The 24,562-nt window shown below is 39.4% G+C and carries 21 protein-coding genes; 20 read left to right on the top strand and 1 reads right to left on the bottom strand.

The window, feature by feature from the left end:
* Positions 1-132 precede the first annotated feature (132 nt).
* The 9 genes from ACMX9J_RS20030 to ACMX9J_RS20070 all read left to right on the top strand — a co-directional run bounded on the left by ACMX9J_RS20030 (position 133) and on the right by ACMX9J_RS20070 (position 13,392).
* Positions 133-2,244, top strand: a complete 2,112-nt coding sequence (locus ACMX9J_RS20030) for a (Fe-S)-binding protein (protein WP_028411967.1) — start codon at positions 133-135, stop codon at positions 2,242-2,244.
* Between the two features lie 104 nt (positions 2,245-2,348).
* The gene (locus ACMX9J_RS20035) at positions 2,349-3,512 is read left to right on the top strand and encodes an acetyl-CoA C-acetyltransferase (protein WP_028411968.1); all 1,164 of its coding nucleotides are present in this window, start codon (positions 2,349-2,351) and stop codon (positions 3,510-3,512) included.
* A 15-nt stretch (positions 3,513-3,527) separates the two neighbouring features.
* A complete protein-coding gene (locus ACMX9J_RS20040; RefSeq protein ID WP_033580390.1) occupies positions 3,528-4,382 on the top strand; it encodes a 3-hydroxybutyryl-CoA dehydrogenase in 855 nt (284 codons plus the stop codon).
* A gap of 12 nt (positions 4,383-4,394) precedes the next feature.
* Positions 4,395-5,522: an acyl-CoA dehydrogenase family protein gene (locus ACMX9J_RS20045; RefSeq protein ID WP_176344911.1), complete on the top strand. Its 1,128-nt coding sequence runs from the start codon at positions 4,395-4,397 to the stop codon at positions 5,520-5,522.
* Positions 5,523-5,533: 11 nt separating this feature from the next.
* Positions 5,534-6,667, top strand: a complete 1,134-nt coding sequence (locus ACMX9J_RS20050) for an acyl-CoA dehydrogenase (RefSeq protein WP_013059833.1) — start codon at positions 5,534-5,536, stop codon at positions 6,665-6,667.
* Positions 6,668-6,694: 27 nt separating this feature from the next.
* Positions 6,695-7,339, top strand: a complete 645-nt coding sequence (locus tag ACMX9J_RS20055; protein WP_014457745.1) for a TetR/AcrR family transcriptional regulator — start codon at positions 6,695-6,697, stop codon at positions 7,337-7,339.
* Positions 7,336-10,578 carry a fused isobutyryl-CoA mutase/GTPase IcmF gene (icmF, locus tag ACMX9J_RS20060; protein ID WP_098112253.1) on the top strand — a complete coding sequence of 1,081 codons (3,243 nt, stop codon included), beginning with the start codon at positions 7,336-7,338 and terminating at the stop codon, positions 10,576-10,578. Before ACMX9J_RS20055 ends, icmF begins: the two co-directional genes overlap by 4 nt.
* A gap of 349 nt (positions 10,579-10,927) precedes the next feature.
* Complete coding sequence (gene rpoE, locus ACMX9J_RS20065; protein ID WP_033580392.1) at positions 10,928-11,464, top strand: DNA-directed RNA polymerase subunit delta; 537 nt, start codon at positions 10,928-10,930, stop codon at positions 11,462-11,464.
* Between the two features lie 320 nt (positions 11,465-11,784).
* Positions 11,785-13,392: a CTP synthase gene (locus ACMX9J_RS20070; RefSeq protein WP_033580393.1), complete on the top strand. Its 1,608-nt coding sequence runs from the start codon at positions 11,785-11,787 to the stop codon at positions 13,390-13,392.
* 38 nt (positions 13,393-13,430) lie between these two features.
* On the opposite strand, the gene ACMX9J_RS20075 is transcribed toward ACMX9J_RS20070, so the two are convergent.
* Complete coding sequence (locus tag ACMX9J_RS20075) at positions 13,431-13,961, bottom strand: DUF2529 family protein (RefSeq protein ID WP_033580394.1); 531 nt, start codon at positions 13,959-13,961, stop codon at positions 13,431-13,433.
* 237 nt (positions 13,962-14,198) lie between these two features.
* On the opposite strand from ACMX9J_RS20075, the gene ACMX9J_RS20080 reads away from it, so the two are divergent.
* From ACMX9J_RS20080 to ACMX9J_RS20130, 11 genes are all read left to right on the top strand, one after another.
* Entirely contained in the window at positions 14,199-14,573 is a 375-nt protein-coding gene (locus ACMX9J_RS20080) for a response regulator (protein WP_087944205.1), read from the top strand.
* A gap of 224 nt (positions 14,574-14,797) precedes the next feature.
* Positions 14,798-15,655: a class II fructose-bisphosphate aldolase gene (locus tag ACMX9J_RS20085; RefSeq protein WP_013059826.1), complete on the top strand. Its 858-nt coding sequence runs from the start codon at positions 14,798-14,800 to the stop codon at positions 15,653-15,655.
* Positions 15,656-15,792: 137 nt separating this feature from the next.
* The gene (fsa, locus tag ACMX9J_RS20090; protein WP_013059825.1) at positions 15,793-16,437 is read left to right on the top strand and encodes a fructose-6-phosphate aldolase; all 645 of its coding nucleotides are present in this window, start codon (positions 15,793-15,795) and stop codon (positions 16,435-16,437) included.
* Positions 16,438-16,644: 207 nt separating this feature from the next.
* On the top strand, positions 16,645-17,931 hold the full coding sequence (locus tag ACMX9J_RS20095; protein ID WP_028411974.1) for a UDP-N-acetylglucosamine 1-carboxyvinyltransferase: 1,287 nt from the start codon (positions 16,645-16,647) through the stop codon (positions 17,929-17,931).
* 525 nt (positions 17,932-18,456) lie between these two features.
* Complete coding sequence (rho, locus tag ACMX9J_RS20100; RefSeq protein WP_014457752.1) at positions 18,457-19,731, top strand: transcription termination factor Rho; 1,275 nt, start codon at positions 18,457-18,459, stop codon at positions 19,729-19,731.
* Between the two features lie 154 nt (positions 19,732-19,885).
* A complete protein-coding gene (rpmE, locus tag ACMX9J_RS20105) occupies positions 19,886-20,086 on the top strand; it encodes a 50S ribosomal protein L31 (RefSeq protein WP_013085477.1) in 201 nt (66 codons plus the stop codon).
* A 204-nt stretch (positions 20,087-20,290) separates the two neighbouring features.
* A complete protein-coding gene (locus ACMX9J_RS20110) occupies positions 20,291-20,905 on the top strand; it encodes a thymidine kinase (protein ID WP_153252841.1) in 615 nt (204 codons plus the stop codon).
* A gap of 138 nt (positions 20,906-21,043) precedes the next feature.
* Entirely contained in the window at positions 21,044-22,111 is a 1,068-nt protein-coding gene (gene prfA, locus ACMX9J_RS20115) for a peptide chain release factor 1 (RefSeq protein WP_013059820.1), read from the top strand.
* Complete coding sequence (gene prmC / locus ACMX9J_RS20120; protein WP_028411975.1) at positions 22,111-22,962, top strand: peptide chain release factor N(5)-glutamine methyltransferase; 852 nt, start codon at positions 22,111-22,113, stop codon at positions 22,960-22,962. Before prfA ends, prmC begins: the two co-directional genes overlap by 1 nt.
* Before the next feature lie 121 nt (positions 22,963-23,083).
* Positions 23,084-23,977 carry a stage II sporulation protein R gene (gene spoIIR, locus ACMX9J_RS20125; protein WP_033580396.1) on the top strand — a complete coding sequence of 298 codons (894 nt, stop codon included), beginning with the start codon at positions 23,084-23,086 and terminating at the stop codon, positions 23,975-23,977.
* Positions 23,978-24,062: 85 nt separating this feature from the next.
* Positions 24,063-24,509: a GNAT family N-acetyltransferase gene (locus tag ACMX9J_RS20130; RefSeq protein ID WP_047749577.1), complete on the top strand. Its 447-nt coding sequence runs from the start codon at positions 24,063-24,065 to the stop codon at positions 24,507-24,509.
* Positions 24,510-24,562 lie beyond the last annotated feature (53 nt).

A 24,562-nucleotide genomic window follows, 5' to 3' on the forward strand; every position in this document is an offset into this window, starting at 1 on the left:
AATATGAACAAAAGAACGAAAAGATATTGACTGAATGCTCATTCATTATATACAATGAAAACAGATATATTATCAGAAAATTTAGTCGTCAGGAGGAAAGAAAGGTAACAAATTATTCAAGGAGGGGACGAGATGACAGGGTTGCTGTGGGTGAATTTTCTCTTTTTTATTATTGTAACCGCTTACGCTATCTCTTTGTTTGTATATTTAATTCGCACACGCATTGAGTACATTCAATTAGGAAAAAAAGTTGAATTTGATCAGCGGTTAAAAGAAAGGCTGCAAAAAATTTGGGTGAATGTGTTTGGACAAAAGAAACTGTTAAAAGATAAAAAAAGTGGAATTATGCACGTCATGTTTTTTTATGGGTTTATTTTAGTTCAGTTCGGCGCGTTAGACTTCATTATAAAAGGTTTGCTTCCAGGTAAACATTTGCCGCTTGGACCTTTATATCCCGGCTTTACATTTTTCCAAGAAATTGTGACGTTTTTGATTTTAGTAGCAGTTGTCTGGGCTTTTCACCGTCGCTATGTAGAAAAGCTTGTGCGTTTAAAAAGAGGATTTAAATCTGGTTTAGTACTGATTTTTATTGGAGCACTTATGCTGTCAGTGCTTGTTGGAAACGGCATGTCAATCATCTGGCATAATCATGAACCAGCATGGACAGAACCGATTGCGTCATCTATTGCCATCTTGTTTAAGGGAATCAATGATACTGCCGCTATCTCCATTTTTTATGTTTCATGGTGGATTCACTTAGCCGTGTTATTGACGTTTTTAGTATATGTTCCTCAATCAAAACATGCTCATTTACTGGCTGGACCGGCTAACGTATTTTTTAACCGTGTTTCTAAGCCAGGTAAGCTTGAAAAGATTGATTTTGAAGATGAGACGCAGGAGACGTTTGGGGTTGGTAAGATTGAAGAATTCACGCAGCATCAGCTCATTGATTTATATGCCTGTGTAGAATGCGGTCGATGTACGAATATGTGTCCGGCAACGGGTACGGGGAAAATTTTGTCTCCAATGGATTTAATTTTGAAGATGCGCGATCACTTAACAGAAAAAGGAGCGGTTGTGACATCTAAGGCTCCTTGGGTTCCTACGTATGCATTCTCTAAAACAAAAGGAAATCAGCTGGCGATGATGGCGGCCAGCCAAGGCGGAGCAGAAGCCGCAGCAACAGCGGAATATAATCCCGCCCTAATTGGAGATGTCATTACGGAAGAAGAAATTTGGGCATGTACAACGTGCCGAAACTGTGAAGATCAATGTCCCGTAATGAACGAGCATGTAGATAAGATCATAGATTTACGACGTTTTTTAGTATTAACCGAAGGAAAGATGGACGCGGATGCTCAGCGTGCCATGACGAATATTGAGCGTCAAGGAAACCCTTGGGGATTAAACCGAAAAGAGCGTGAAGAATGGCGACATGTAAGAGAAGATGTTCACATTCCGACTGTTAAAGAAGTAAGTAAAGCGGGTGAAACGTTTGAGTATTTGTTCTGGGTAGGTTCGATGGGATCTTATGATAACCGCAGTCAAAAAATCGCTCTATCGTTTGCTAAGCTTCTCAATGAAGCTGGTGTTTCATTTGCGATTTTAGGAAATAAAGAAAAAAATTCTGGTGATACGCCCCGCAGGTTGGGCAATGAATTTTTATTCCAAGAGTTAGCTTCTAAAAATATCGCTGAATTTGAAAAAAATGAAATCAAAAAAATTGTTACGATTGATCCACATGCTTACAATATCTTCAAAAATGAATATCCAGATTTCGGTTTTGAAGGAGAAGTGTATCATCACACAGAATTATTAGCTATGTTGATGAAAGAAGGTAAGCTGACACCAAAACATGCGGTTAATGAAAAAATTACCTTCCATGATTCCTGTTATTTAGGAAGATATAACGAAGTATACAGTCCACCAAGAGAAATTTTGAAAGCGATTCCAGGTGTTAGTTTGATTGAAATGGATCGCAACCGTGAAAATGGTATGTGCTGTGGAGCAGGAGGAGGGTTAATGTGGACGGAAGAAACGACCGGCCAGCGCATTAACGTAGCGCGCACGGAACAAGCCTTAGCCGTTAATCCAAGCATTATCAGTTCAGGTTGTCCGTACTGCTTAACGATGCTAAGTGACGGAACAAAAGCAAAAGAAGTAGAAGAAAAGGTTCATACGTATGACGTAGCAGAACTGCTTGAAAAGTCAATTTATGGTGACGTGCAAGAACAGGTTTCATAAAGGAGAAGTAGAGATGGTATTCATCTCTACTTTTTAAAGAAAGGAAATTGAGCAAGCGTTCAATCGGCAAGGACAAAGAGTAGGAAAAAGGGGAGGAAACAATAGTGGGGAAAACAGTTATTGTGAGTGCAGTTCGAACACCTTTTGGAAAATTAGGTGGCAGCGTAAGCGGACTAAAAGCGGCAGAACTAGGGGGGAGAGCGATTCAAGCAGCATCAAAGGGACGTACAGAAATTGATTCCGTTATTATGGGGTGCGTGCTGCAAGGGGGCCAAGGACAGCTACCTTCTAGGCAAGCCATGCATTATGCAGGTTTACCGTGGCAAGTAGAGACGGAAACCATTAATAAAGTTTGTGCATCGGGTATGCGCAGTATTACAACTGCTGATCAGCTGATTCGATTAGGAGAAGCAAAAACAATCATTGCAGGTGGAATGGAATCGATGAGTAACGCGCCGTATCTTCTTCCAAAAGCAAGATGGGGATTCCGGATGGGAGATAGCGTGGTGACGGATTTGATGGTTCATGACGGTTTGACATGCAGCTTTACAGGGGTGCAAATGGGTACGTATGGAAATCAAATAGCTTCTGAAATGAATATTTCCCGAGAAAAGCAGGATGAATGGGCGCTTCGCAGTCATCAATTAGCGGTAGAGTCAGAAGAAAAAGGGAGATGGGATGCAGAAAGAATTTCAGTTGATATTCCGTCTAAAAAAGGAACGATAACGGTTCAAAAAGATGAAGGACCAAGAAAAGATACGTCGTTAGAAAAACTCTCGTCTCTTCGGCCTGTATTTGGCCACAGTGGAACCATTACAGCAGGAAATGCACCTAGCGTGAATGACGGAGCAGCTGCGCTCATGCTAATGGATGAAGATGTGGCGAAAGCAAATGGCTATGAGCCGTTGGCTACGATTATAAACCATACTTCTCTTGCGATGGAGCCAAGGGAATTTCCGAAAACGCCTGGGTTTGCTATTAACAAGCTACTGCAAAAAACAAAGAAGACAGTAGACGATATTGCGCTGTTTGAAATCAATGAAGCTTTTTCAGCAGTAGCATTAATGAGTATGGAGATTGCAGGGCTTCCGGCTGAAAGAGTAAATGTGAACGGCGGGGCAGTGGCACTTGGACATCCGATTGGAGCAAGCGGCGCCCGTATTGTTGTAACGCTCATTCATGAATTAAGACGACGAGGCGGCGGACTAGGCATTGCTTCTATTTGCAGCGGCGGCGGCCAAGGTGATGCCATCATGGTAGAAGTGTAAAAGGGGGAAATCAACTTGAATATTGAAACAGTTATGGTTATTGGAGCAGGTCAGATGGGAGCAGGCATTGCGCAAGTATTTGCTGCGAGCGGATATCAAGTTTCTTTGTATGACGTTGATCAAAAAAATACACAAAAAGGAATAGAAGGTATTGATAAACGTCTGAAAAAACAGGTGGAAAAAGGTTCTCTCTCAGCTAAGGAATATGAAGGGATTATGGAGCGCCTTCACTTGGCAAATGAAATAACAGCAGCACAAAAAGCAGATTTAATCGTCGAAGCGGTTGTGGAAAAGATGGAAGTCAAGCAAGCCATTTTTGCGGAGTTGGATTCGTTAGCCCCGAGTCATACTATTTTAGCAACCAACACGTCTTCGCTTCCTATTACTGAAATTGCAGCTGTGACCACTCGACCTGAAAAAGTAATTGGCATGCACTTTATGAATCCTGTTCCCGTGATGAAGCTCGTTGAAATTATTAGAGGGCTGGCTACTGCTGATGAAGTGTATCAAGCAGTCTATGAAACAACAAAAAAATTAAATAAAACCCCGGTGGAAGTTCATGATTTTCCAGGGTTTGTTTCAAATCGAATTTTAATGCCAATGATTAACGAAGCTGTGTTTACGCTCTATGAAGGTGTAGCAAACGAAGAGGATATTGATCAAGTGATGAAACTAGGAATGAACCATCCAATGGGACCTTTGACATTAGCAGATTTCATCGGCCTCGATACATGTTTGTTTATTATGGAAACGCTCCATAAAGGGTTTGGTGATGACAAATATCGTCCTTGTCCATTGCTTAGGAAATATGTAAAGGCAGGATGGCTTGGTCGAAAAACAGGAAAAGGATTTTTTACGTACGAAACATAAAGGAGTGGCAAAATGATCTTTTTTACGTCTGAACAACACATGATTAAAAAGATGGTAGCTGATTTTAGTGAAAAAGAAGTCGCTGCGGCTGTGCCAAACATGGAAAAGGGTGAATTTCCTCGAGGTTTATTAAAGCAGATGGCTGATCTTGGCCTGATGGGCATTCCCGTTCCTCAAACATACGGAGGAGGTGGACTGGACTTTGTGTCATACATGATTGCCATCCACGAAATATCAAAAGCAAGTCCAGCCCTCGGCGTCATTTTGTCTGTTCATACTTCTGTAGGTACGAATCCTATTGTCGTATTTGGGACGGAAGATCAAAAACAAAAGTATGTAAAAAAACTTGCGACAGGTGAATATTTAGGTGCTTTTTGCCTAACAGAACCTAGTGCAGGGTCTGATGCCGCAAGCCTAAAAACAAAAGCAGAACGAAAAGGAGACCACTATCTTTTAAATGGGTCAAAGCTTTTCATTACAAACGGGGGAGAAGCGGATACATATATTGTATTTGCTAAAACGAATCCCGAACGCGGGTCGAGAGGGATGAGCGCCTTTATCGTTGAAAAGACGATGGAGGGATTTTCAGTAGGAAAAGATGAACATAAGATGGGTCTTCACGGTTCTCGAACGGTTCAACTGCACTTTGAAAATATGCAGGTGCCTGTAGAAAATCGTCTCGGAGAAGAAGGTGAAGGATTTCGAATTGCTATGGCTAATTTAAATGCTGGAAGAATTGGTATTGCTGCTCAGGCGGTAGGAATTGCTGAAGGTGCGTTAACGGCAGCCAAAAACTATGCAAATGAACGATATCAATTTGGAAAGCCGATTTTATCTCAGCAGGGAATTGCCTTTAAGCTGGCTGATATGGAAACGGCTGTTGAATCAGCGAAGCTTTTAATGTACAGAGCCGCTTTTTTATATGATCAAAAACTTCCTTGCAAAAAAGAAGCCTCAATGGCGAAATTGTTTGCTTCCCAGACGGCTATGAATGTAGCAATCGATGCGATTCAAGTTTTGGGAGGCTATGGTTATATGAAAGATTATCCAGTAGAGAGGTATTTTCGTGACGCCAAAGTGTGCGAAATCTACGAAGGTACAAGCGAAATTCAGCGCATTGTCATTAGCAGTCAACTATAGGGGGAATAATCATGTTTTTTAAACTTTCAGAAGAGCACGAAATGATTCGAAAAATGGTGCGAGACTTTGCCAAAAACGAAGTGGCTCCGACAGCTGCACAACGAGATGAAGAAGAGCGTTTTGACAGAGGAATCTTTACACAAATGGCTGATCTAGGATTAACAGGTATTCCATGGCCAGAGCAATACGGAGGAATCGGCAGTGACTATCTAGCTTATTGCATTGCCGTTGAAGAACTATCTAGAGTATGTGCATCAACAGGCGTTACGTTGTCGGCTCATACTTCTCTTGCCGGCTGGCCAATCTATACATTCGGAACAGAAGAACAAAAACAAAAATACCTGAAACCTATGGCAACGGGTGAGAAAATAGGTGCTTATGGGTTAACGGAACCGAGTGCTGGATCAGACGCAGGAGGAATGAGAACGCTCGCTGTAAAGGACGGAGAAGATTATATTTTAAATGGTTCTAAAATCTTTATTACAAACGGCGGCGAAGCGGATATTTACGTCGTATTTGCTCGCATCGATCCTAATGAAAAACGCACGAGCGCTTTTATTATTGAAAAAGATATGCCGGGATTTTCAGTTGGTAAAAAAGAAAAGAAACTGGGCATTCGCTCTTCACCTACCACAGAAATTATTTTCGAGGATTGCCGTGTTCCAAAAGAAAATTTGCTAGGAAATGAAGGAGAAGGATTTAAAGTTGCCATGATGACGCTAGATGGCGGCCGAAATGGTATTGCAGCGCAGGCGGTAGGAATTGCTCAAGGAGCGTTAGATGCGGCGGTGGCTTATGCAAAGGAACGTCAGCAATTTGGAAAGCCCATTATTTCTCAGCAAGGAATTGCGTTTAAGTTAGCCGACATGGCCACGAGTATAGAAGCTGCCAGACTGTTAACCTATCAAGCTGCTTGGCTCGAGTCTCAAGGGCTGCCATACGGCAAAGAATCAGCCATGTCAAAATTATATGCTGGGGATACAGCAATGAAAGTAACGACAGAAGCTGTTCAAGTATTTGGAGGGTACGGTTATACAAAAGATTATCCAGTAGAACGTTTTATGAGAGATGCAAAAATCACGCAAATTTATGAGGGTACACAAGAAATTCAGCGTCTCGTCATTTCTAGGTATCTTGCTAAATAAAACACTTGTTGTAGGAGAGGTGAAAAAATGAAAAAGAGAGAAGTTCTCACATCCATTAAAGATGAAAAGCTGATTGTAGAGCGTCGTAATCAAATGATTAAAGGGGCCGTCACGCTATTTAAGGAAAAAGGTTTTCACCGAACAACAACAAGGGAAATTGCCAAAGCCGCTGGGTTCAGTATCGGTACACTTTACGAATATATTCAATCTAAAGAAGATGTTTTATATCTTGTATGTGACAACATTTACGACGAAGTGAGAGAGCGATTAGAAGAGATGGTAGTGGATCGTTATACAATCGCTGAGCTTCAACAAGCGATTCAACACTATTTTAAAGTTGTAGATGAGCTTCAAGATGAAGTATTAGTCATGTACCAAGAAGCGAAATCGCTGTCTAAAGATGCGCTTCCATATGTATTAAAAAAAGAGCTGGATATGGTTGAAATGTTTAAGGTTATTATCGAAGGCTGCGTAGAAAACAATCAATTTGCACTTACGGATAAAGAAATTTCGCTGTTTGCTCATCATTTATTTGTTCAAGGTCAGATGTGGGCATTTCGCAGATGGTGGCTGCAAAAGCATTATTCACTAGAAGAATATACAAATATGCAGTTGGATTTTTTACTTAAAAATTTTTCATTTCAACAACTGTGTGAGGGGGAGACAGTTTGAATACAAGCAAAAGACCGCTTCGTTTTTTAACCGCTTCTAGCCTGTTTGACGGCCACGATGCGTCTATTAATATTATGAGACGGATTCTTCAAGCCAAGGGGGTAGAAGTCATTCATCTGGGGCATAACCGATCTGTCGAAGAAATTGTTAACGCTTCCATACAAGAGGATGTTCAGGGGATCGCCATTTCTTCTTACCAAGGCGGCCATGTAGAATATTTTAAGTATATGTACGATTTACTCCAAGAACAACAGGCTTCTCATATTAAAATTTATGGCGGCGGCGGCGGGGTAATTATTCCGAGTGAGATTCAAGAGCTTCATGATTACGGCATCTCTAAAATCTTTTCTCCGGAAGATGGACGAAAAATGGGGTTAGAAGGCATGATTCAATTCATGATCGATGATTGTTATTACACAAATCCCCCTGCACTGCCGAATGATCGAACCTTAACGCCGGCTAATGACCGTTTAATTGCCCAGCTTATTACATGTGCTGAAAATGAAGCCTATGAATACACAAAAGAGCATGCAGCCGCTCTTGAAGAAATACGAGAAAGTGTAATCGACAGCGAGACAGATCAAAAAATACCGGTTATTGGAATCACAGGAACAGGAGGAGCGGGGAAAAGTTCGCTTACGGATGAATTAGTAAGAAGGTTTATTGAACATATCCCAGATATTCATGTAGCTGTTTTATCCGTTGATCCAACTAAACAAAAGACTGGAGGAGCGCTTCTTGGGGATCGAATTCGCATGAACATCGCAGCGTCTCCCCGTGTGTATATGAGAAGTTTGGCCACGCGTTCATCTGGACATGAGCTATCGGCGGCCATTCGAGATGGAATTGCCGTCGTGAAAAAAGCGGGCTTCGACATTATCATTGTCGAAACAAGCGGCATCGGGCAAGCTGATGCTCAAGTTAAAGATATTGCAAACGTCTCTCTTTATGTCATGACAAGCGAATTTGGCGCGCCGTCGCAGTTAGAAAAGATTGAAATGATTGATTACGCAGACTTTATTGTCATCAATAAATTTGAAAAAAAAGGTTCCGAAGACGCAAAAAAACAAGTGCAGCGTCAATATCAGCGCAATCATCAGCTGTTTGAAAATAGTCTCTCTACGATGCCAATTTACGGAACAATCGCGAGTCAGTTCAACGACGGGGGAACAAATATTTTATTTGAAGATCTTGTAAATCATCTGTATCAAACATACCGTACGTCTTGGCACGTAGAAAAATCATCAGAGCGCGTAAGTGAAAAGAAATATACCATCATTCCTAATGATCAACAGCAATATTTACAGGAGATTGTAAACAGCGTTCGCTCTTATCACCGCAATACGGACGTTCAAGCGCAAACAGCGCGTAAATTTTATCAGCTAGAGGGTGCTCTCGAAGAAGTGGAAACAGAAACAGCCAAGCAAGAGCTCACTCAGCTAAAGGAGAAATATCAAAAACAGCTAACGGCCGAATCGATTGAAAAGCTGGAAAACTGGCCTAAATTAAAAAGTCAGTATCGGCAAGAAGAACTTATTACAAAGGTAAGAAATAAAGAAATTAAAACGTCTTTGCAAGTTGATACGCTATCAGGACTGCGTATTCCGCGCGTGGCCCTTCCAAAGGTTGATGAATACGGGGAAGTTCTTCGTTTTCTTTATAAAGAAAACGTGCCAGGTGCATTTCCATACACAGCAGGTGTTTTTCCGTTCAAACGAAAAGGTGAAGATCCTAAGCGTCAATTCGCAGGTGAAGGAACACCAGAACGAACCAATCGCCGCTTTCACTATTTGTCAAAAGATGATGAGGCCAAGCGTTTAAGTACAGCGTTTGATTCTGTAACGCTTTATGGAGAAAATCCGGATCCAAGGCCGGATATCTTCGGGAAAATTGGCGAAAGCGGCGTAAATGTCTGTACGCTTGATGATATGAAACTTTTGTATAAGGGATTTGATCTTTGCCATCCTTCGACTTCCGTTTCGATGACGATTAATGGGCCGGCTCCGATATTATTAGCTATGTTTATGAATACAGCTATCAGCCAGCAGGTAGAAAAGAAAGAAGAAGAATTAAAGCGTCCTTTAACGGAACAGGAATACGAGGAAGTAAAATCGGGTACGTTGAAACAAGTAAGAGGAACCGTTCAAGCGGATATTTTAAAAGAAGATCAAGGCCAAAATACGTGTATTTTTTCCACAGAATTTGCGTTAAAAATGATGGGAGATATTCAGCAGTACTTTATTGACGAGAAAGTGCGCAACTATTATTCTGTGTCTATTTCAGGCTATCATATTGCTGAAGCAGGGGCGAATCCAATTTCTCAGCTCGCGTTTACATTAGCCAACGGTTTTACGTACGTGGAATATTACTTAAGCCGAGGGATGCATATTGATGATTTTGCTCCTAATTTATCGTTTTTCTTTAGTAATGGACTTGACCCTGAATACACGGTTATTGGACGTGTGGCAAGAAGAATATGGGCAATTGTGATGCGTGATAAATACGGCGCAAATGAACGCAGTCAAAAGCTTAAGTATCATATTCAAACATCCGGCCGATCGCTTCATGCACAGGAAATTAATTTTAATGATATACGTACGACGCTCCAAGCCTTAATGGCTCTTCATGACAACTGCAACTCTCTTCATACCAATGCGTATGATGAAGCAATTACAACACCGACAGAGGAATCTGTACGTAGAGCGATGGCCATTCAACTAATCATTACAAAAGAGCATGGACTCACTAAGAATGAAAATCCATTACAGGGCTCTTTTATTATTGATGAACTAACAGACTTGGTAGAAGAAGCGGTATTGGCTGAATTTCAACGCTTAAATGATCGAGGCGGCGTTTTAGGTGCGATGGAAATGCAGTATCAGCGAGGTAAGATTCAAGATGAATCGATGGAATACGAGATGCAAAAACATACGGGAGCTTTACCTATTATAGGAGTAAATACGTATATTAATCCAAATGAAGAGGAAAGTTCCTCAGTTGATGACATGCAGTTAGCCCGCGCATCAAAAGAAGAAAAAAATCATCAAATTAATCAGCTTCAGAAGTTTCAACAGCAGCATGAAGAAAAAAGAGAAGACGCGCTGAAAAGGTTAAAGAAAGCTGCAACAGAAGGAGAGAACATTTTCAAAGAGTTAATGGAGACTGTTAAAGTAGCCAGCTTAGGAGAAATTACGCGAGCTTTATATGAATGCGGTGGGCAATATCGTCGAAATATGTAATAATGTATCGTTAGTATATAGTGATATATTAAAAGCCGCGATGACTATTTTTGGTCATCGCGGCTTTTATAGACTTAACCCTAACGGACTCAGAATAACTGATGGTGAATTCCTTTTGGTCAAAGGATACTGTTGGTGTATCAAGTAGAATGTATTATAGTAATAAAATGTCTATTTTTTCGTTGTTTTATGCGAAATTCTCGAGAATTTTAGAAACGAGGCTAGCATAAATGTATTGAATTTGTTTATAATGAATGGTATGTATTTATTCGTTTCCATCATTTACACATATGATGAATTGATTTAATAGATTTTCGATATACATAGCCATAGAAAGGATGTGCCAGATTTGAGTTTAGCACAGTACTCAAAAACGGATTTAAAAGAAATGTCGATGATTGAGATTGCTTACGCGCTTCTAGAAGAAAAAACAGATCGTCAAGCAATGTCATTCCAAGAAATTATTGCTGAAATTAAAGCAGCAGCGGAAATGTCAGATCAAGAATTAAAAACGAGATTAGCTCAGTTTTATACAGATATTAATATTGATGGTCGCTTTTTAACAGTAGGGGACAACCATTGGGGTCTTCGTGGATGGTATCCTTTTGACCAGGCTGAAGAAGAAGTTATTCCGGTTGCAAAACCTAAAAAGAAAAAAGCGAAAAAAGCTGTTGTTGAAGAAGTTGAAGACTTTGATGATCTAGAAGAAGATTTAGATTATGAAGATGTTGACGATCTAGACGAAGAAGAAGATTTTGAAGACATCGACGAGCTAGAAGAAGATGAAGATGATCTTGCAGAAGACGATTTTGACGATTTAGAAGATGATCTAGACGATGATGAGGAAGATGAAGAAGACGATTATGAGGACGAAAAAGAAAAATAATCCTTCTTGACTTTTTCAAGCGAAGTAGGTAGAATCTTTTTTGGGCTCTTTAAACAAGCATTTAAAAAGTTTTTATTTAAAATAGACTATTGCTCCCAATCCAGTTTTGGTATTGGGAGCAATTTTTTTATTTTATTTATCAATGTTTTACACCCCGATATGTTCTTATAAATCCTTGATAGAAACTTTCTTTTGGTTCTTGAACGTTTCACATTCATAAGGTTTCTTATAATTTCGCATGCACAATGAATGAATTGTGATTGTTTATGTGAAAACTTTTAATATTGTACAGTTCAAATTATTTAGAGGGGGAAGTATAGATGACAAAGTATATTTTCGTAACAGGCGGTGTTGTATCATCTCTAGGAAAAGGGATTACAGCAGCTTCTTTAGGCCGTTTATTAAAAAACCGTGGGTTGAACGTAACGATTCAAAAGTTTGATCCATACATTAACGTAGACCCAGGAACAATGAGTCCATACCAACACGGTGAGGTATTCGTAACAGATGACGGCGCGGAAACAGACTTAGACTTAGGTCACTATGAGCGTTTTATCGATATCAACTTAAATCGCTACAGCAATGTAACAACAGGTAAAGTATATTCAACAGTATTGAAAAAAGAGCGTCGCGGTGATTATTTAGGCGGAACAGTTCAGGTTATTCCGCACATCACAAATGAAATTAAAGAACGCGTTTTCCGTGCAGGCAAAGAAACAAACGCAGATGTTGTTATTACTGAAATCGGCGGAACGGTAGGAGATATTGAATCACTTCCTTTCCTAGAGGCTATTCGTCAAATCAAAAGCGATATTGGCCGTGACAACGTTATGTATATTCACTGTACACTTGTGCCATATTTAAAAGCGGCTGGTGAAATGAAAACAAAACCAACACAGCATAGTGTAAAAGAATTACGTAGCTTAGGTATTCAGCCAAACGTGATTGTTGTTCGTACAGAAATGCCAATTTCTGAAGATATGAAAGATAAGCTAGCTTTATTCTGCGACATTGATCCAAAAGCAGTTATTGAGTGTGCAGACGCTGAAACATTATATGAAATTCCACTATCTCTACAAGAGCAGCACTTAGATCAAATCACATGCGATCACTTGAAATTAGATTGCAAAGAGGCAGAAATGACTGAGTGGAAAGCACTTGTTGAGAAAGTAAAAGGACTTTCAAACACAACAAAAATTGCATTAGTTGGTAAGTATGTAGAGCTTCAAGATGCTTATATTTCTGTTGTAGAAGCAATGAAACATGCTGGATATGCATTCGATGCAGATGTAAATATCAAGTGGGTAAATTCTGAATTTGTAACAAAAGAAAATGTTCAAGATTTACTTGGTGATGTAGACGGTATCTTAGTTCCAGGTGGATTTGGGGATCGTGGAATCGAAGGTAAAATTGTGGCAACACAATATGCACGTGAGCAAAAAGTTCCATTCTTAGGTATTTGTTTAGGTATGCAGCTAGCATCAGTTGAGTTTGCACGCAATGTATTAGGATTAGAAGGCGCACATTCAGCAGAAATTGCACCTGAAACAAATTATCCAATTATCGACTTATTACCGGAACAAAAAGACGTAGAAGACTTAGGTGGTACATTACGCTTAGGATTATATCCTTGTAAATTGTCTGAAGATACGCTTGCATATGAAGCATATCAAGATGAAGTGGTGTATGAGCGTCATCGTCACCGCTATGAATTTAACAACGAATATCGCCAGCAAATGGAAGAGAAAGGCTTTATCTTCTCTGGTACAAGCCCGGATGGCCGTTTAGTTGAAATTGTAGAGCTTAAAGACCACCCATGGTTCTTGGCTTCACAATTCCACCCAGAATTCACGTCTCGTCCAACAAGACCGCAACCATTGTTCAAAGAATTTATTCGCGCATCAATGGAGTCAGGCCAAAACAAATAAGTGAAATAAAAACACGCTGTCTTTAGACAGCGTGTTTTTTATTCATATTCTTCTACGATTTCTTTTAATGTAAAAATTAAACCGTAGTACGCGTATAAAGCGACCATCATTGCTGGAAAACCAAATCTTGAGCCGTCTTCTCCAGGAATAAGGGGCTTTAACAATTTTGTATCAATATGAGCATCTGCGAGTGCTGTTAAAGAAGGTTCGGTTATTTCTTTAGGGACAGCAGCAATGCTGACAAATGGAATATCGCGTTTCTTTAAACGTTCAGCTATTTCCACAGCTTTGTGATCTGTTGAAAATCGAGAGACAAGCAGTACGCGATCGACGCTAGTCAGCTGATCCAATTCATGTAAAGGCAAAGGTTTTGCCTGACTTAAAGGTTCTGCACTGCTTAGTGCTTCTAGTGTAACGGCATGCATTTCTTCTACACCATAAATATAGATAAATCCTTCTCCGACAGAGGCCTGTGCTAAAATACGCGCGGCATCTTCAAATTGGAATTCTTCTTGTTCTTCAATTCGTTTAAAAAAACCTGAAAGTTGAGTTGTGAAAATTTTAAGCATAGAATCTCCCTTCGATTTAAGCGGCTAAAGCCGTCTATCTACACATTATAACGAAAAAAGCTATCTGTATTCTATCTTGAAATGAGCTACAATGAAAGTAAAGTGCAATGAAGTTAGATGGATGACAAAAAAAGCTATGTTTTGTAACAATTTCTCTAATTAGCAGGGATTTTTGTTTTAAAGGCGAAATACATATGTTAGTTTTGTCTGTAGAAGAGGAATATAAAAGGTGGGATTATATTGGCAGAGAAAATTTTAATTGTTGATGATCAGTATGGTATACGTATTTTATTAACGGAAGTGCTGCAAAAAGAAGGCTATACGACATTTCAAGCGGCGAACGGCTTCCAGGCGATTGATATTACAAAAGAGCAAGCACCGGATCTTGTCTTATTAGATATGAAAATTCCAGGAATGGATGGAATCGAAATTTTAAAAAGGTTAAAGCAGCACGATGAAACGATTAAAGTCATCATTATGACCGCTTATGGTGAATTGGATATGATTCAAGAAGCAAAAGATCTAGGAGCGTTAACTCACTTTGCAAAACCTTTTGATATTGATGAAATCCGCAAAGTTGTTAGGGAATATATACCAGTAAAGTCGAATTAAGGTTTTGGTAGGGTTTTCATCCTAACAAATTTTGAATATCAGCCTAAAAATGTTGCTGTTTTCATTGTTAGTTGGTATCCTAATTACTGTATTCATAATTCGACAATCTATTATGTAAAGATGCGCGTTGTTTCTACATGAAACACTCAATTCAAGAGCATACTATTTGAGTGTGCCTTTTGGTTAGCATCTAATCTAAGGTTGATTTTAAGGAGGATTTCAATATGCCTTTAGTATCAATGAAAGAAATGCTTATTACAGCAAAAGAACAAGGCTATGCAGTAGGTCAATTTAACTTAAATAACTTAGAGTTTACTCAAGCTATTCTTCAAGCAGCAAAAGAAGAAAACTCTCCAGTTATTCTTGGTGTATCTGAAGGTGCAGCACGCTACATGGGCGGTTTCAAAACTGTTGTAGCAATGGTTGAAGCTCTAATCGAAGATTACGACGTTCAAGTACCAGTTGCAATTCACTTAGACCACGGTTCAAGCTTTGAATCATGTGCAAAAGCAATCCATGCTGGATTCACTTCTGTAATGATCGATGCTTCTCACCACCCATTTGAAGAAAACATTGCAATTACTTCTAAAGTAGTTGAACTAGCTCACTTCCACGGAGTATCTGTAGAAGCAGAACTAGGAACTGTTGGTGGACAAGAAGACGACGTTATTGCTGAGGGTGTTATCTATGCAGATGCTAACGAGTGTGAAGAACTTGTTAACCGTACAGGTATCGATTGCTTAGCTCCAGCATTAGGATCAGTTCACGGACCATACAAAGGTGAACCAAACCTAGGTTTTGCTGAAATGAAAGAAATCGGAGATCGTACAGGCTTACCATTAGTTCTACACGGTGGAACTGGTATTCCAACAAAAGATATCCAAAAATCAGTTTCTTTAGGTACTGCTAAAATCAACGTAAACACTGAAAACCAAATTGCTTCAGCTAAAGCTGTTCGTGAAGTATTAGCTGCGCAACCTGAACAATATGATCCACGTAAATACTTAGGACCTGCTCGCGAAGCAATCAAAGAAACGGTTCAAGGTAAAATGCGTGAATTCGGTTCTTCTAACAAAGCATAATTTGAAATCTTCGGATGGCCTGTTTGCAGTTAGTTGAGTCTGAAAAATAAAACCGTCTTATTTTTATTGTAAGGCGGTTTTATTTTTACTATAATTTTCTTATCATTCTGAATACATAACACAGGGGGATGGCATTCATGAAGTTTTTTATTGATACGGCTAATTTAGACGAGATTAAGGAAGCGCATTCATTAGGTTTGTTAGCGGGGGTTACAACAAATCCTAGTTTAGTAGCTAAAGAGAACATCACGTTTGAAGATCGTCTTCGTGAAATTACAGAGTTCGTTGAAGGATCTGTAAGTGCAGAAGTGATTGCGCTTGATGCAGAAGGCATGATTCGCGAAGGAAAAGAGCTTGCTGCGATTGCGCCGAATATTACAATCAAGGTACCGATGACTCCAGATGGCTTAAAAGCAGTAAAAGAATTTACTAGTTTAGGTATTAAGACAAACGTTACGCTTATTTTCTCAGCTAACCAAGCGTTAATGGCAGCAAGAGCAGGTGCTACTTACGTATCGCCTTTCTTGGGAAGGTTAGACGATATTGGTTTTAATGGCCTCGATTTAATCTCAGATATTGCAGATATTTTTGCAATTCATGACATTCCATCCGAAATTATTGCAGCATCTATTCGTCATCCGATGCACGTAACAGAAGCTGCAAAAAATGGAGCACATATTGCGACAATTCCTTACAAAGTTTTAATGCAATTGTTCAAACATCCGTTAACAAATGCAGGAATTGACCAATTTTTAGCAGATTGGGAAAAACGAAATGTCTAAACATGTATAAATTTGTGTGGCATTTACCATCCTGACAGGTGAATGCCATATTTTTCTTTTATCTTGTCGAAACTATACATGATTTTTTCATTTTCGTGTACACTAGTAGGTAATAGGAAAAATAACCATTCTTTTAGGTATTCTTTGTACCAAAATTTTCCTCAATTACTAGGTGAGAAACTTTCTTTCACTAGAAGGGAGCTATAAATGGAAAAGTTAAAAATACAAGGTGGCTTTACCTTAAGTGGATCCGTCCGCGTCAGTGGTGCTAAAAATAGTGCCGTTGCGCTTATTCCAGCAACAATTTTAGCCGAGTCACCTGTTACAATTGAAGGTCTGCCTGATATTTCAGACGTGCAGTTATTAGGGGATTTAGTTGAAGAAATTGGTGGGAAAGTAACCATTGATAACGACGAATTAACAGTAGATCCATCCGGAATGGTTGCAATGCCTTTACCGAACGGAAAAGTAAAAAAATTACGCGCTTCTTATTATTTAATGGGGGCGATGTTGGGACGCTTTAAAAAAGCGGTAGTTGGTCTTCCAGGAGGCTGTTACCTTGGTCCAAGACCAATCGATCAGCACATTAAAGGCTTTGAAGCTCTTGGTGCGAAAGTAACAAATGAGCAAGGAGCTATTTACATTCGAGCTGATGAACTGATTGGTGCTCGAATTTATTTAGACGTTGTGAGCGTAGGAGCAACAATCAATATCATGCTAGCTGCTGTGAGAGCAAAAGGGCGTACCGTTATCGAGAATGCTGCTAAAGAGCCTGAAATTATCGATGTAGCTACGTTACTGACAAGTATGGGTGCCCGTATTAAAGGTGCAGGGACGGACGTTATTCGAATTGATGGCGTAGATCAATTAAAAGGATGCCGTCATTCCATCATTCCAGACCGAATTGAAGCAGGCACGTATATGATTATGGGAGCGAGTATGGGAAAAGAAGTTGTTGTTGACAACGTTATCCCTCAGCACCTAGAGTCATTAACGGCTAAAATGCGGGAAATGGGTATTCATATCGAAACAAGCTCAGATCAGATTCTCGTAGCGACTCGTCAGCTGTTGAAGCCCGTAGATATTAAAACGTTAGTATATCCAGGTTTTCCAACTGATTTACAGCAGCCATTCACGACGCTTCTAACAAGAGCATCAGGTACAAGCGTTGTGACAGATACAATTTACGGTGCAAGGTTTAAGCATATTGACGAGCTGAGACGAATGAATGCATCTGTTAAGGTAGAAGGACGTTCAGCTATTATTAATGGTCCCATTCACTTACAAGGTGCACGTGTGAAAGCGTCGGACTTACGAGCAGGAGCAGCCCTTGTAACCGCAGGCTTAATGGCCAAAGGGATTACAGAAGTAACGGGTTTAGAGCACATTGACCGAGGTTACAGCCATTTAGTAGACAAGCTATCGGATTTAGGGGCAATGATTTGGCGTGAAGAGATGACTCAAGAAGAAATTGAACAATTTCAAAATTCATAGAGGCAAATTGCACAACAGTCAGGAAAGCAAATTCTAGAAATGAGCCGTTAAATAAGCTACACAGGTGTAGGAACGTTCTTCTATGTCTGTGTAGCTTATATATTTATGAATAGGGTAAATAGATAAAAAGGGGAAGCTAAAAGATAAATTTCACTTCTTATTTTAACGTCCAGTTTATTTCCTTTAATGTGAAATTATGAAAAGGTTTTCCTTGCTTCTCTTAAGCTATTAAATTTCCTTTTTTTTATTCATCTTCTAAAGTAAAAAAAGATTGATTAAAAAGATAGAAAAAGGTTAGAATATAAATTGCTACGTTAAATTTATCAAGATAATATAAATGGTTTTATGTCGGAATTATTCTTCTAAAAGTGTATGGTTAATCAATTGATTCTACTTATTATACTTCAAAGGTTATATTCTCCATTTTCACAGATTTATTCCATCCATATCATCTCTCAATTTTATATTTGAATTTAATATGGGAGGAACGGTTAAAAATTATTCATTATAAAGCGTGGTGTCCTAATGAACTTAACATTATCCAGTTTAGAAAATATGAAATTAAAAGAGCTATATGAACATGCTCGTGAGTATAAAGTTTCGTACTATAGTAAATTAACGAAAAAAGAACTTGTCTTTGCTATTTTAAAGGCTCAAGCTGAACAAGATGGGCTTTTATTTATGGAAGGCGTTCTTGAAATTATTCAGTCAGAAGGATTCGGTTTCTTACGACCAATTAACTATTCACCGAGTTCAGAAGATATTTATATCTCAGCTTCACAAATTCGTCGCTTCGATCTGCGTAATGGAGACAAGGTATCGGGGAAAGTTCGTCCTCCGAAAGAAAATGAGCGCTACTACGGGTTACTGCATGTAGAAGCAGTAAACGGAGAAGACCCAGAAACGTCAAAAGAACGCGTACATTTTCCAGCACTAACCCCGATTTATCCAAATGAGCAAATGCTGCTGGAAACTCAGCCAAGAAGTTTCTCTACGCGTATTATTGACTTGATTTCACCAATTGGATTTGGGCAAAGGGGACTAATTGTTGCGCCGCCAAAGGCAGGTAAAACGATGCTGTTAAAAGAAATTGCCAATAGCATTACAACCAATCATCCTGATGCGGAATTGATTGTTCTTCTTATTGATGAGCGTCCTGAAGAAGTAACGGACATTGAGCGTTCGGTTGACGGTGATGTTGTCAGTTCTACATTTGACGAAGTGCCAGAAAATCACATTAAAGTAGCGGAACTTGTCCTTGAACGTGCGATGAGACTTGTCGAACACAAAAAAGATGTTGTCATTTTGATGGATAGCATTACAAGACTTGCTCGTGCTTATAACTTAGTTATTCCACCGAGCGGTCGTACACTATCAGGGGGTATTGATCCAGCTGCTTTTCATCGTCCAAAACGATTCTTTGGAGCTGCGCGTAACATTGAAGATGGAGGCAGCTTAACCATTCTAGCAACAGCCTTAATTGATACAGGCTCTCGTATGGATGATGTTATTTATGAAGAATTTAAAGGTACAGGTAACATGGAACTGCATCTAGATCGTTCACTAGCTGAAAAACGTATCTTCCCTGCGATTGACATTCGTCGTTCAGGCACACGTAAAGAAGAGCTGTTAATTCCAAAAGAGCATTTAGACCACTTATGGGCAATTCGCAAATCAATGGCAGATGCTCCTGATTTTGCAGAAAAATTCTTAAAACGTTTACGTCAAACAAAGACAAATGAAGAGTTCTTTTCGATGTTAACGGAAGAGAAAAAAACGCTTCTAGCAAATAAACGATAAGTTATAAAACATGTGGTTGCAAAAGCATACAACCCTTGTTATAATTTCATCATGTGTGTTGATAAAGTACACAGTGAAATAGTTATTATTTCATCACTATCTTTATCAATAAACTCTGTTTCAGAATGATTCAGGGCGGAAGGAGATGAAACGAATGAAAACAGGAATTCATCCAAACTATAAAACAGTTATGGTTAAATGTACTTGCGGAAACGAATTTGAAAGTGGTTCTGTAAAAGAAGAGATCCGCGTTGAGACTTGTTCTGAATGTCACCCATTCTACACTGGTCGTCAAAAATTCGCTGAAGCTGGTGGCCGTGTTGATCGCTTCAACAAAAAATACGGTCTTAAATAATCACATTGTCGAAACAAACAGGCAAGTAGCTTAACTTCTTGCCTGTTTTTTTGCTTAAAAAAGTAGAAAAACAGTGTCTGCTTGATAAAAAAGTGGGTACTTTATCATAGGAATAAGATCTACATAGAAGACGTAGATTAAGTTAGTAGCGGTTCGCTCAGAAACGGAACGAGAAGAAGGGAGAGTCCCGCAGTGGTGTACGTAATGAAACAAAGCGGTTGGATAGAAGTAATTTGTGGCAGTATGTTTTCAGGGAAATCAGAAGAGTTGATTCGACGTGTGCGCCGTACGCAGTTTGCTAAACAAAAAGCACAAGTGTTCAAGCCTGCAATTGATAATCGATATAGTGAAGAAGCTGTCGTTTCACATAATGGTACATCTGTTATGGCTTATTCAATCTCAGCATCGCGCGATATTTTAAAGCGAGTAAATGAAGAGACAGACGTAGTAGCGATAGATGAAGTACAGTTTTTTGACACAGATATTTTAGAAATTGTTCAATCTTTAGCAGATCAAGGCTTTCGTGTGATTGTAGCAGGGTTAGACCAAGACTTCAAAGGTGAACCTTTTGGACAAATGCCCCAGTTAATGGCTATTGCAGAATCGGTAACAAAGCTACAGGCCGTATGCGCTTCATGTGGCTCTCCTGCGAGCCGTACGCAGCGTTTGATTAACGGTGAGCCTGCTTCTTATGACGACCCTATTATTTTAGTCGGTGCGTCTGAATCGTACGAACCAAGATGTCGTCATTGCCACGTTGTGCAAAAGTCCAAAGGACAGGCTGTGTCTGTGGACTCAAGCGAAATGGTCGAAAAATAAAGCAAGAATTTTATGATGATAAAAACAGAACGCGCAGTTCTGTTTTTTTGTTCATATACGTGTATTAACAAGGTTTTGACTCTATTTTAAAGCTATACTATAATTACAATGTTATGGATAAAGAATGAGGTGAATGACGTGTTTGATCGTTTAGAAGCGGTAGAGGCGCGCTATGAGAAGTTAAACGAACTTCTGAGTGACCCTGAGATCGTAAACAACCCCTCTAAGTTGAGAGAATATTCGAAGGAACAATCAGATATACAACAAACGGTAGCCGCTTATCAGGAATACAAAGATGTAAAAGAGCAGTTATCAGAAGCGAAAACGATGCTTGAAGATAAGCTTGATGCAGATATGCGCGACATGGTCAAAGAAGAAATTGCCGAGTTAGAAACGCAGCAAGAAGAGCTAGTTGAAAAGCTACGTATTTTATTAATTCCAAAAGATCCAAACGATGATAAAAACGTAATCATGGAGGTTCGTGGAGCGGCTGGTGGAGATGAAGCAGCGTTATTTGCAGCTAATTTGTACCGCATGTATTCTCGTTTTGCTGAATCACAAGGCTGGAAAACAGAAGTAATGGAAGCAACGACTACTGGAGTAGGCGGTTATAAAGAAATTATCTTTATGATTAACGGTAAAGGTGCGTACTCAAAGATGAAATTTGAAAACGGTGCACACCGTGTTCAGCGAGTTCCTGAAACAGAATCAGGCGGTCGTATTCATACATCTACAGCAACGGTAGCATGTCTTCCTGAAGCGGAAGAAGTTGAAGTGGACATTCATGAAAAAGACATCCGTGTAGATACATTTGCTTCAAGTGGACCTGGTGGCCAAAGTGTTAATACGACGATGTCGGCAGTTCGTTTAACACATTTACCAACAAATACAGTGGTATCATGTCAAGATGAAAAGTCTCAAATTAAAAATAAAGAAAAAGCAATGAAAGTATTGCGTGCTCGCGTGTACGACAAATTCCAGCGAGAAGCACAAGCAGAGTACGATGCAACGCGCAAACAAGCAGTTGGATCAGGAGATCGCTCTGAGCGTATCCGTACGTATAATTTCCCGCAAAATCGCGTAACGGACCACCGTATTGGTCTGACGATTCAAAAGCTAGATCAAATCTTAGAAGGCAAGCTTGATGAAATTATCGATGCATTAGTAATGGAAGACCAAGCGCGCCGAATGGAAGATTCGAACTAATGAAAGTATTTGAAGCCCTTAAGTGGGCTTCTTCTTTTTTGAAAGAGGCAAAGCGAGATGAAAACGCGGGAGAACTCTTGCTTCGCCATCACTTACAGATGACGAGAACTCATTTGCTAGGTGCTCTGCAGGAAGAACTAGAAGAAGAAACGCTAAAAAGGTTTGAACAAGATGTCCATGCTCATAAAGCAGGGATGCCTGTACAATATCTCATCGGGACAGAAGAATTTTACGGACGTTCATTTATTGTAAACGAACATGTATTAATTCCAAGACCGGAAACAGAAGAGCTCGTATATGGAATGATTTCTCGAATGAAAAAAGAATTTCAACACCAGTCTATTGAGCTTGTCGATATTGGAACGGGAAGTGGGGCGATTGCTATCACTTTAGCGTTGGAGCTTGACAGCGTCAATGTTACAGCAACAGATATAGCTATAGAATCTTTAAATGTAGCCAAGGAGAATGCTCAAAATCTGGACGCTGCTGTCACGTTTATACAGGGAGATTTATTACAACCATTCCTATCATCAAATCAGAAATTTGATGTAATTGTGTCTAATCCGCCTTATATTCCAGCAGATGATGAATTGTCCACAGTGGTAAAAGATCATGAGCCAAATCGAGCTCTTTTTGGTGGAAAAGATGGTCTGGATTTTTATCGACGTTTTATGGAAGAGTTGCCATATGTGACGAAGTCAAACAGTATTATTGGATTTGAGGTCGGGGCCGGACAGACAAAAGATGTAGCTGAGATGCTGCAAAAAACGTTTCCGACAGCTTTTGTAGAATGTGTATATGATATTAATGGAAAAGATCGAATGGTTTTTGCACAACTTCGTGATAACTAAAAAAATCAGAGGGAATGATTTTCCCTTTGGTTTTTGAAAATCATGCATTTTTTTACTAAATTACTAGTTTAAGATATCTTGCTTTCGGCCATACTGTTCCTATGAAAGGGCGGTGGCCGAAATGAAGAAATATGCTATCATTTATTTTATTTTATTAATTATTGGAGCAAATGCTCAACTTATATATACACATAACCAAGTGCAGGCAGATCAGCCTGCAGTCATTCCAGACGAGGCAATTCGACTGCGTATTTTAGCAAACAGCGACGGTGAAAAAGATCAGTACGTAAAACGTCTGATTCGTGACCGTGTGAACGAACAAATTACAGAATGGGTAAAAGATTTAACATCTGTAACTGTAGCTCGAAAAACAATTAAAGAAAATTTGCCAGCGCTTGAGACAATTGCGAAAGAAGTGCTAAAAGAAGAAGGCGTAAATGAATCTGTTCACGTTAAATTCGGAAAAGTAGAGTTTCCTACTAAGTTGTACGGTCAGTTTTTATATCCAGCAGGTGAGTATGAAGCCGTGCTTATTACTCTTGGTAAAGGAGAAGGAGCAAACTGGTGGTGTGTACTATTTCCTCCTTTATGCTTCTTAGATTTTTCAAACGGTGAAGCGGTAAAAGCGCCAGAGCCATCTGAAGAAGAACCAAAGGCAGAAAAAGAAAAACCAGCAGCTTCTGAATTAAAATCTGCAGACAAAACAGATGATACGTCGGCTGAAAGTAAAGAACCCGCAGTGAAGACAGAAATTCAATCTGCAACTATTACATCGGATTCTATTAAGCAGAAAGCTGAGGAACCTTCTCAACCAACGGCATCTTCTAAAGAAGCAGCTGCAAAGGATACAAGCAACACAGCGAAAGAAGAAACAAGCGCTAAGGCTGAGAAAAAGGAAAGTAAGGAAGCTGAAAAGTCTGTTTCATCTAAGAAAAAAGCTGATGCTAAATCGAAAGAAGATTCTGTAGAAGTTAAGTTTTTTGTAGTAGAATGGGTATCGTCCGTATTTAATTAATAGAATCATTAAAAATAAAATTCAGTTCTACTTTTTTTAACCATCTCATAGATTTGTTACTAGAAAACAAGTTGAGGTGATTAAAATGAGAGAACAATTAAAAATTGCCAGTAAAAATGATTATATTCGAATTCAGAAGTTTTTACAAAAAGCGGGTATTAGCACAGCGGGTGTAGAAGAACATATTCATCAATTTGTCATCATGGAAAGTGATGAAGGCGAGCTGCTAGCAACAGTTGGGTTTGAAAAAGAAGGCATGGACGGAATTCTTCGCTCCCTTGTCGTGTCACCTTCTTTGATGCAATCTGATATTCTGCTGCTATTTAAAAGTATCGTTCAGCTGGCTCAAAAGCATGGTGTGAAGCAACTATATTTACTAACAAATAAGGCATCCTCTCTGCATTTTTTTCAAATGATGAATTTTCAGCAAACATCTTATAGTGCTCTACCTGATTTGTTAAAAGAACATTCGTATTTAAAACAGTTACCAAATCCTAAGGATGTCTACGTGATGTTTTATGCAGCTAGTTAAAAGGAAATGTGGATAAATCATTTTAATGGGGTATCCACAATGTTATTCACAAA

Origin of the sequence: Priestia sp. RMT2NF4, assembly GCF_047872835.1 — a bacterium.
In the GTDB taxonomy this organism is placed as follows: domain Bacteria; phylum Bacillota; class Bacilli; order Bacillales; family Bacillaceae_H; genus Priestia; species Priestia zanthoxyli.